We start from the raw sequence: 9,725 nt of genomic DNA on the forward strand, positions 1-9,725 counted from the left end.
CGTCAGTCTTGTTCAGCGGGCTGGTGCTGGGTGATGCAGTGGATGCCGCCGCCACGTTCGAACAGCGGTCTGGCGTCGACGGTGACGACGGTGCGCCCGGGGTAGGCGGCCGCAAGGATCCGGGCCGCTTCGGCGTCGGCCGGATCGTCGAAGCTGCAGGCGATCACTCCGCGATTGACCACGAGATGGTTGATGTAGCTGTAGTCGACGAATCCCTCGTCGTCGCGCAGGATCTCGGGCGCAGGTACCCGAATGACCTTCCACGGCCGACCGCCGACGTCCGTCGAGCTTTCGAACAACTCGATGATCGTCTTGCTGACGGCGTAGTCGGGGTGCACCGGATTGCGTTGGTCATGGACGAGTACAACTCCGGGGGAAGAGATGGCAGCGACGATGTCGACGTGTCCGCGCGTTCCGTAGGTCTCCTGATCGCGAGTCAATCCGCGGGGAAGCCAGATCACGTGCTTGGCGCCGATGGTGCGGGCGAGTTCGGCCTCGATGTCGGCCTTCGTCAGGTCGGGGTTTCGTCCCGGATCGAGTTGGACGGTTTCGGTGACCAAGACGGTGCCGAGACCGTCGACCGCAATACCGCCGCCCTCGTTGACGATTGGTGAGTCGATCAACTGGGCACCGGATTGTTCGACGACAAATGCGCCGATCTTCGAGTCCTTGTCCCACTGCGCCCAATCCTGTGCACCCCAGCCGTTGAACACCCAGTCGACTCCGCCGAGACGGCCTTCGTCGGACAGGACGAACGTCGGCCCGATGTCGCGCATCCACGCGTCGTTGAGAGGTGCCTCGACGATGTCGACCTTCTCGGACAGGTACTTTCGTGCTTCTTCGACTTCGGCGGGATCGACGACGACGGTGACCGGCTCGAATTCGGCGACGGCGTGGGCGACGGCCGCCCACGCCGAGCGCGCTTCGTGCTGTTCTTCCGCGGTGTCCCCGAGAGAGTATCCGGCGCTCGGGTACGCCATCCAGGTACGTTCGTGCGGTTCACTTTCCGCGGGCATGCGCCAGGTCATCGGTTGGCTCCTGCAGTGTTCACCGGTGCGGTCAGGGCCGAGTAGGTGTCGGGTCGGCGAGTGGCCAGGAACGGGAACAGCGCAAGCCAGTCTTCACGGTGTTGCAGGTCGAGATCTGCGACCAGGACGGCTGATTCGTCGCGCGGAGCCTGAACGAGGATGCGTCCGTACGGGTCCGAGATGAAGGAAGAACCGTAGAAGGTGATGAGACCTTCACTGCCGTGGCGATTGGGGACAACCATGAAAGTGCCGTTGGCGATACCGTTTCCGACGATCACTTGCTGCCACAGCGGTTGGGTGTCGAAGTTCGGGTGATCGGGTTCCGAGCCGATCGCCGTCGGGTACACCAGGGCCTGGGCACCGGCGAGGGAGTATGCACGTGCGACCTCGGGGAACCACTCGTCCCAGCATGTCGGGAGTCCGAACTTGGCGCCGAGTGCCTCGTGAACGGGGTATGCGTCCTCGGACGGACCGCCGCGAAAGTACGTGTCCTCGTAGTACCCGGCCGTCACCGGAATGTGGAGCTTGCGGGTACGACCGAGAAGTTCACCCCCGGGCGAGACCAGGATCGCGGTGTTGAAGCCCAGGCCGTCCTCGGCGTCGCTGCGCTCGTACAACGACGCGTGAACGAGAACCTGGTTCTCCGCGGCGGCCTTGGTGGCGAAGGCGAAAGTGGGTCCGGTGAGCAGGTCTTCCGCCGCGCGTCCGGGATTGTCGCCGGCCGGGGTGGAGGCGGGGTAGCGGCTGAGCGTCAGCTCTGGAAGAAAGACCACGGAAGCGCCCAGCTTCGCTGCGGACGCAATGCCTTCGCTCAATTCAGCGTGGAGGTCGTCTTGGTCCTCGTGCCAGCGATGTTGGACGAGACCTACACGCAGAGGGGTGGACGTGGACGGCGAAGTCGCGGCCGGTGACTCGGGTGGGGTGAGGGCGGTGATCGTCAGCATGGGGTTTCCTCGGTGCTCGGGTATTCGACGTTCAACGTAAAACGAATGTGATTCGTTAAGTATGGTGGGTGAGCGCTGATTGATCAAGGACTTTCGAGGAATTGTTTTTTGCAGCGCCCCGAACGGTGTGGATCACTACAGGAGGACATATGCCGCGGCCATCGCAACGACTGCTCTCACCGGCGATCATCACCGAGGCAGCGATCGAGTCGGTGGACGAATCCGGCGACTTCACCATGCCGGGACTCGCCGCAAGAATGAAGGTTCGACCGTCCTCGCTCTACAACCACGTTTCCGGACGAGCCGAGATCGTCGAACTGATGAGGGCTCAGCTGATGGCAGGAATCGACGTCGAGTCGGCCTCGGGGACCTGGAGTGAGACCGTCGCGGCGCTGGCAGCCGAGTACCGGCGAAGCTACGCCGCGCATCCTCGTCTGATTCCGCTCTTCACTGCCCAGACGGTGCAGGCCGGTGTGGCGTTCACTCTGTACAACGCATTGGCGCAGGCATTTGCCGATGGTGGCTTCGACCCGACCGAAACACTGCACGCGATCACGACCGTCGACAGTTTTGTTCTCGGTTCGGCCTTGGACCTGGCGGCGCCGGACGTCCAGTGGGCGTCGGGACCCGAAGCCAACGACGCGATGAAGGCGGCGTTGGCAACATCCGGGAAAAATCCCGAACGTGCCGACGCCGCCTTCGAATTCGGCTTGCGGGTGTTGATGGCAGGCCTGATCGCGCAGGCCCCCGAATCTACTGTCTCCTAGGACACGCTGAGGTCGTTCTCGTCGCGCAGAGCCTCCGTGTCGCGGTTGAGGGTCTTGCCCTCGAAGAACTCGGGATTGCGCACTCGCATGACCATCATCAGGACCGCGCCGAGGATGAGGATTCCGAAGCCGAGGAAGAAGACCAGGCCGATTCCGCCGATGGATGCTCCGCTGGCATTGTCCGGATTCATACTCTCCTGGACCGAAATGACGAACACCGCAAGCAGCATGAGGCCACCGATGAGTGGGAACGCGAGCCGGAAGACGAAGTTTCGTACGCTCTCGAAAAGCGTCTTGCGGAAGTACCACACGCACGCGAATGCGGTGATGCCGTAGTACCAGCAGATCATGATGCCGAGTGCGGCGATCGTGTCGAGCAGAGCACTTTCGGACAGGAACGTGACGACGCTGTAGAACACTGCGGTTACCGCGCCGGCCACGACGGTCGCGTACGACGGCACCAGGAACCGAGGCGAGACCTCGGCGAGCTTCTTGGGGAAAGCTCCGTATGCACCCATGGCGAGCATGGTTCGTGCCGCGGGCAGGAACGTGGTCTGCAGGCTGGCGACTGAAGAGACGAAGACCGCGAGGAACAGAAGCATTCCGCCCCAGTTGCCCAGGACCGGGTCGGCCAGAGCGCCGAAGACGTTCTCGGAGTTGTCGGGATTGCCGAGGCCGAGGCCTTCCTCGCCGACGCCGGCGTACATCATCGCGGCAACGGCGACCAGCAGGTAGGTCAGGAGAATGGTTGCGACACAGAGCAAACCGGCGCGGCCGGGGGTCTTCTTGGGGTTCTTCGACTCCTCGCCCAGCGTGAGACAGGTATCCCAGCCCCAGAACGCGAAGATCGATCCGGTGAGTCCGATGACAAACGCACCGATGGCGAGTCCGCTGAACGGGTTGAACCAACTCAGGTCGAAGGACAATCCGGCCGGGGCGTCGCCGGCGCCGACGTGAACCAGTGCAACGACGGCGAAGACGACCAGCAGCACCATCTGGAAGCCGACGAGCGCGAACTGTACGCGCTCGCTGGTCGTGATTCCCCGACTGGCAATCCAGGTGGCCAACGCGATGAATACCAGCGTGGTGCCGACGTTGACGAATTTATTGCCCGGCAGATCGGCGATCGACGGATTGTCGACCACCCGCGCGATGAACAGATAGAAGAAGTCGACGGCAATCGCAGCGAGGTTCGAGAGCACGATGATCGTGGCGATCACCATGCCCCAGCCGCACATCCAGCCGACGTACGGTCCGAATGCCTTGGTGGACCACGTGAATGACGCGCCGCAGTCAGGTGTGTCGGAGTTCAGTTCGCGGTACGCGTACGCGGTGAGGAACATCGGGATGAAGCCGGCGATGAAGATGGCGGGCATCTTGAGACCGACCGCAGCGACGATCAATCCGATACTGGCCGTCAGGGTGTAACCCGGTGCCACGGAGGAAATTCCGAGTACTGCGCCGGAGATCATGCCGATCTTGCCGGTAGCGAGTCCTTTGGAACTCAGTTCGGTGCTGGTCATGACAGTGCCTCCGGCTGGGTGAATTCGTGCTTGGGCACTACGACCATGGGTACGGGCAGTACGCGCAGCATCTTGGCGGCGGTCGAGCCCAGGAACAGTTTGCGGGGCTGTGCGAGTCGACTTGAACCGACCATCACGAGGTCGCCGTCCTGCCAGTCCAGTTGACGCACTGCCGATTCCACGGTAGATCCGTCGGCAATGATGACCTCGATGGGGAACTCCGCGGGGAGCGCGGCTCTTGCGACGTCGAGTGTGTCCTGAGCGTGATTTCGTGCACGCTCCCTGGCCGACTCGGCGGTGTCGCGATGATCTCGCAGATCGTTCTGGGGGTCGAGCGCTACCAGTGAGACCAGTCGCAGCGGAACCTGCATCAGTTCGCTGGCGCGCACGGCGGTGTTCAAGACGATGTCGGCGCCGACACGGGTGCCGAGTGCACAGGTGACCTCTCGTATCGCAGTGGCCGCCGAGTGCCGCGTTCCGCGAGGCGCCAGTGCTACCGGGACATGGGCGGAGTGAAGCAGTTCGGTCGAGACCGAACCTATCGCGTGACGGCCGAGCAGACCGTCGCCGGAAGCTCCCACCACGATCGCGAGCGCATTCAGTCGGTCCACTTCGTCGAGCAGGCCCTGAGCGAACGACTCGTGGAAGCTCAGGTGTACTTCCACCTGGATGTCCTCGGGCACCGACGCTTTCGCCTCGGCGAGCCAGTCGTGTGCACGCGCGGCGAGGATGTCGTCGTAGCCGGCTTCCGAGGGAACCTTGGCGGGCAGTGTCCGATCCGGTGGGAGGACCATGCAGATGTCGAGTTGCGCGCCGAGACTGCGCGCGAGCTGGGCCCCGAGGACCAGCCCGTCTTTACCGCTGGGTGTGGCGAGGTATCCGACGATAAGGCGCATGGTGGCTCTTTTCCGGATTGGAGGAATCTGCTGTGCGCCTTTATTAACCGCGGGGGGTTGATAAAGGCGCACAGCAGGAGGGGCGGCGACTCAGTCGTGCGAACTCATGACGTGCTTGAGACGGGTGTAGTCCTCGACTCCGTAGGCCGAGAGATCCTTGCCGTAACCGGAATACTTGAAGCCGCCGTGCGGCATCTCGGCAACGAGTGGGATGTGGCAGTTGATCCACACCGCACCGAAGTCGAGAGCGGCGGAGACGCGTTGCGTGACACCGTGATCCTTGGTCCAGATGCTCGAGGCCAGGCCGAACCGAACGTCGTTGGCAAGCGTGATCGCCTCCTTCTCGTCGGAGAAGCTCTGGACTGTGAGGATAGGACCGAAAGTCTCTTCCTGCACGATGTCGTCCGATTGCGCGACGCCGGTGATGACGGTCGGCTCGAAGAAGAATCCGGTTTCACCCGAACGCTTTCCGCCGGTAACGATCTTGGCCGACGCCGGCAGGTTCGCGATCTTGTCGCTCACAGCGTTGAAGTGGTTGATGTTGTTGAGCGGGCCGTAGAAGGCATCAGGATCGGAAGGCGCTCCGGGGCGCAGCTTCTCGGCATTCCGGACGAGGGCTTCGACGAGCTGATCGTGGATGGACTCGTGAACGATCACGCGAGTGGCCGCCGTGCAATCCTGGCCGCCGTTGAAGAACGCTGCCTCGGCGATGCCGGTGGCGGTCTTCTTGATGTCGACGTCGCCGAAGACGATCGCCGGCGCTTTGCCGCCCAGTTCGAGGTGCGCGCGCTTGAGTTGCTGTGCTGCGGACACGGCGACAGCGATGCCCGCCCGCACCGAACCGGTGATCGAGACGAGACCGAGGGCCGGGTTCTCCACCAACGTCGCTCCGGTTCCGCCGTTGCCGAGCACGACGTTGAACACGCCGTCCGGCAGGATGCCCTTCGAGAGCTTCGCCAGGACCAGCGTGCTGCCCGGTGTGGTGTCGCTGGGCTTGAGGACGATCGTGTTGCCGGCCGCGAGGGCGGGCCCGATCTTCCACAGCGCCATCATGAACGGGTAGTTCCAGGGCGTGACCTGACCGACGACGCCGATCGGCTCACGACGGACGTAGGAGGTGAAACCCTCCATGTACTCTCCGGCCGCCTTGCCCTCGAGAAGTCGTGCGGCTCCGGCGAAGAACCGCATCTGATCGGCTCCGACCTTGACCTCTTCGTCGGCGATCATCTGGTGGGCCTGGCCGGTGTTGGCGCTTTCGGCTGCGACGATTTCGTCGCTGTGCGCTTCGATGGCGTCGGCGAGCTTGAGGAGTGCAGCCTGCCGCACGCTCGGCGTCGTCTTGCCCCAGGTCTCGAATGCTCTCTGTGCGGCTTCGACGGCGGCGTCGACGTCTTCCTTCGTGGAGACCGGCGTACGCCCGACCACACTCTCGTCCACGGGGTTGATCAGGTCGAGTGTTTCCGTCGCGGCTGAGGCGACGAATTCACCGTTGATGTAGTTCTCGAGTACGACGATCGACATCGGTACCGGTTCCTCTCGAGGTCGAACGAGTTCCGGCCGAGGTGATCAGCACGGAACTCGCACTTTGTGGGGCGTGTGTGAGCAAGTGTGCGCTGACTCACAAGTAAAGGCAGCTGCCAAAAAGGTGAAATCTTTGATCGCCGACGCACCGAGTTGTACAGTCCAGCCCATGACGATCGCTGTGCGGTGGATGTTGGCGCAGCCGGACCTCGCGCTGGAACTCAAAGGCGGCGCCCAGGGCGTCGGTCGCGAAATCACATTTGCGCACGCCACGGAGTTGCTCGACCCTTTCCGGTGGTTGACCGGCGGCGAATTCATCCTCACCACCGGCATCCGATTGCCGTCCACTCAGCAAAAGCGCGGCCGCTATCTCCGAATGCTCGACGCGGCAGGTGTGGCGGCGGTGGGATTCGGGACCGGACTCTCGTACCCCGAGGTCCCGGCCGACCTGGTGGCCGTCGCCGACGAGATCGGACTCCCGCTGATCGAGGTGCCGCTGCCGACGCCTTTTGCTGCCGTCGTCAAGCGTGTGATGAGCCGGTTGGCAGAGCAGGAATACGAAGCGGTCCTCCGGGCGTCGCGGGCGCAACCGCGGATGACGCGTGCCGTCATCTCCGGCGGAACTGCCGCAACCGTGCGTGAACTGGCGATCGCAACCTCGGCGACGGTGCTTCTTCTCGACGTCGCCGGAAGAGTTCTCGAGAGCTCACCTCAACTGCCGACGGACGACGTGATCGACGAACTGCGAGCAACTCTCGGGGGCGGTGCCTCCAGTAGCGTGACGCTCGCAAGGTCTGGAGCGTCGATCGCGGTGCAGCAGATCAGCGTCGGGCGAACGCCGTACGGATACCTGGCGGTGATCAGTGCTTCGGCGCTCAGCTACGTCGATCAGATACTGCTCGGTCACGCGAACTCGTTGTTGGCGTTGGACTTCGAGAAACCTGCGCGCCTGCGTGCTACTCAGGATCAGTTGAATTCGCACGCCCTCGGGCTGCTGCTCACCGAGGATCGCGACCCGGCGCCGGCGTGGCAACAGATCAGGCAGGCCGCCGACGGCGAGGGAATGATCCGAGGATTGACAGTTCTTGCCGACACGTCCGACGTAGCGGGACGCGTCGGAGCCGAGATTGCCGAGTTCATGAACAAGGCAGGGCGCCAGTTGTTCTCGCGGATCAACGACACTCGCGTAACGGTGCTGCTGCGTGGAACCGACGACGTCGAGTTCGCCCGAGAGCTGCTCGGCGGGGTATCGCGGTCGGATATTCGCGCGCTTCGTGTCGGCTTGAGCGCGCGACGGGTGGTCGCTGCGCTGGCGGTCGCCGTCGAACAGTCCCAGTTGTGTGCGTCGGCGGCGGAAATCGGTGGCGAGCCTTTGGAATTCGCAGCTCTGACCGGAAGTGTGCTGCTGTCTTTCGATTCGACGCGTGAAGTGCTCAACACGCTGGCGGAAACGATGATCACACCGATCGAGGACTACGACCGTGACAACGGCACCGAACTGCTGGCGTCGCTGCGGGCATTTCTCGAGGCCAACGGACACTGGGAAGCGGCCGCCATCACGATGGGCGTTCACCGGCACACACTGCGGAGCCGAATGGCGAAGGTGGAGAGCCTGATCGACTGTCGGCTGGAAGTGGCCAGGGTTCGGGCCGAACTACTGCTCTCGATCATTGCCCGGCAATCGTGACTGCCGGGCAATGATCGAGACTTGGCAAAGCGGCCGTCAGGCCTTGCTGCGAGCGATGATGTCGGCTGCGGTTCGCTGACCCATCCGAACGGCACCGTCGACGTGCTGGTACCCCTCGGCCGCAATGTCGGAGCACGAGAAGTGAATCGGGCCGACGGGCGTGCGGGAATCCGCGCCGTAGCGGTGCAGGCCTCCGAGGTCGAAGCTCGCTGCGTACGCACCGCGGGTCCATTCCTCCGAGCCCCAGTCGGATTCGTAGTACACAACCGGCTCTTCGGCCTTCGGGCCGAGATAGCGGGCAAGTGAGGCCAGAATCGTGGCCTTACGCTCCTCGGCGGAAAGCTCGAACATCGCGTCGGCCTTCTCGTCGGAGACGAACGCGACCAGGGTGCCGCGATCGTCCTCGTGGTTGGTGTTGTCGTACACCTCCTGCACTACCTCGGACGCGCCGAAGCCGGTGCCGGAGAGGCCGTCTTCGCGCCAGAAAGGCGTCTCGTACACCGCGTGGACCTTGATGACGAGGCCGAGGGACTGGTGCTGGTGCATCTGGTGCTGACGACGCGGCAGCGGGGGATCGTACGAGATCCGGGAGTAGAGGTTGGGCGGTACGGCCAGGATCACTCGGCTTGCCTCGACGCGAACATCGCCGTCCGCCAACACCGTTGCACCGGATTCGTTCCACTTCACCGTTCGCACGGGTGCGTTGAGGAAGAGGTCGTCGCCGAGGGCCTCTGCCATGCGGATCGATACCTGCTGCATTCCGCCGATCACTCGCTTGTCGAGGATGAAGTCCTCGTCGACGAGGTGGGAGAACGAGCCTGCGGAAGCGGCCATGAGTACGGCCTGCAGGGCAGAGAACGAGTGGGCGGGCTTGGTGAGCATGCCACCGGCAATGAAAAGACCGATGTTGTCACGTGCCTCGGCGTCGTCGGACTGATTGATCAGCCACTGCTTGAAGGAGACTGTGTCGAGATCGCGGGCGAGGGGATGTGCCCACGGTTCCTCGGCGCCGATCTGTGCTGCGAGATCGTCCATCTCGTCGATGAGACGGTCCATCTCCTTCTTCGTGGTGTCGTTCGTGGGGAAGGAATCGCCCGTGTACTGCGTCCGCTCGCCTGCCGACGAGATGTAGACGGACTCGCCCTCGCGGTAGCGCTCGAAAGTTTTCAGGCCGAGTTCGTCGAGCAAGGCGATCAGGGCGGTCTGGTCGGGGGAGACCCACTGGCCGCCGATTTCCAGAACTGCTCCGTCGATGGTGTCGGTCCACGTGCGGCCGCCGACGCGGTCGCGCGCTTCGATCACAGCGACGGTCAAACCGGCCTTGCGCAGCGCGGTTGCAGCTGCCAGGCCAGAGGGGCC

The 9,725-nt window shown here is 63.6% G+C and carries 8 protein-coding genes; 2 read left to right on the plus strand and 6 right to left on the minus strand.

The window, feature by feature from the left end:
- Nucleotides 1-2: 2 nt before the first annotated feature.
- Together RWT78_RS13570 and RWT78_RS13575 are read right to left on the minus strand one after the other, a co-directional pair.
- Nucleotides 3-1,028 carry an agmatine deiminase family protein gene (locus RWT78_RS13570; protein ID WP_314676173.1) on the minus strand — a complete coding sequence of 342 codons (1,026 nt, stop codon included), beginning with the start codon at nt 1,026-1,028 and terminating at the stop codon, nt 3-5.
- Nucleotides 1,025-1,972 carry a nitrilase-related carbon-nitrogen hydrolase gene (locus RWT78_RS13575; protein WP_314676174.1) on the minus strand — a complete coding sequence of 316 codons (948 nt, stop codon included), beginning with the start codon at nt 1,970-1,972 and terminating at the stop codon, nt 1,025-1,027. Before RWT78_RS13575 ends, RWT78_RS13570 begins: the two co-directional genes overlap by 4 nt.
- A 149-nt stretch (nt 1,973-2,121) precedes the next feature.
- Here RWT78_RS13575 and RWT78_RS13580 point away from each other — a divergent pair, with 149 nt between their 5' ends.
- On the plus strand, nt 2,122-2,739 hold the full coding sequence (locus RWT78_RS13580) for a TetR/AcrR family transcriptional regulator C-terminal domain-containing protein (RefSeq protein ID WP_314676175.1): 618 nt from the start codon (nt 2,122-2,124) through the stop codon (nt 2,737-2,739).
- Here the strand turns inward: RWT78_RS13580 and RWT78_RS13585 are convergent.
- The 3 genes from RWT78_RS13585 to RWT78_RS13595 form a co-directional block, all read right to left on the minus strand.
- A complete protein-coding gene (locus RWT78_RS13585) occupies nt 2,736-4,262 on the minus strand; it encodes an APC family permease (protein WP_007727566.1) in 1,527 nt (508 codons plus the stop codon). The genes RWT78_RS13580 and RWT78_RS13585 overlap by 4 nt on opposite strands.
- Complete coding sequence (locus RWT78_RS13590) at nt 4,259-5,158, minus strand: universal stress protein (RefSeq protein WP_007727555.1); 900 nt, start codon at nt 5,156-5,158, stop codon at nt 4,259-4,261. Before RWT78_RS13590 ends, RWT78_RS13585 begins: the two co-directional genes overlap by 4 nt.
- A 90-nt stretch (nt 5,159-5,248) precedes the next feature.
- Nucleotides 5,249-6,679, minus strand: a complete 1,431-nt coding sequence (locus tag RWT78_RS13595; RefSeq protein ID WP_314676178.1) for a gamma-aminobutyraldehyde dehydrogenase — start codon at nt 6,677-6,679, stop codon at nt 5,249-5,251.
- 169 nt (nt 6,680-6,848) lie between these two features.
- Here RWT78_RS13595 and RWT78_RS13600 point away from each other — a divergent pair, with 169 nt between their 5' ends.
- Nucleotides 6,849-8,366 (plus strand): PucR family transcriptional regulator, encoded by a 1,518-nt coding sequence (locus RWT78_RS13600; protein WP_314676181.1) that lies wholly within the window; start codon nt 6,849-6,851, stop codon nt 8,364-8,366.
- A 36-nt stretch (nt 8,367-8,402) separates the two neighbouring features.
- Here the strand turns inward: RWT78_RS13600 and RWT78_RS13605 are convergent.
- Nucleotides 8,403-9,725 (minus strand): NAD(P)/FAD-dependent oxidoreductase (locus RWT78_RS13605; RefSeq protein WP_314676182.1); only part of this gene is annotated, 1,323 nt, incomplete at its 5' end.

This window comes from uncultured Rhodococcus sp. (assembly GCF_963525155.1).
GTDB lineage: Bacteria > Actinomycetota > Actinomycetes > Mycobacteriales > Mycobacteriaceae > Rhodococcus_F > Rhodococcus_F qingshengii.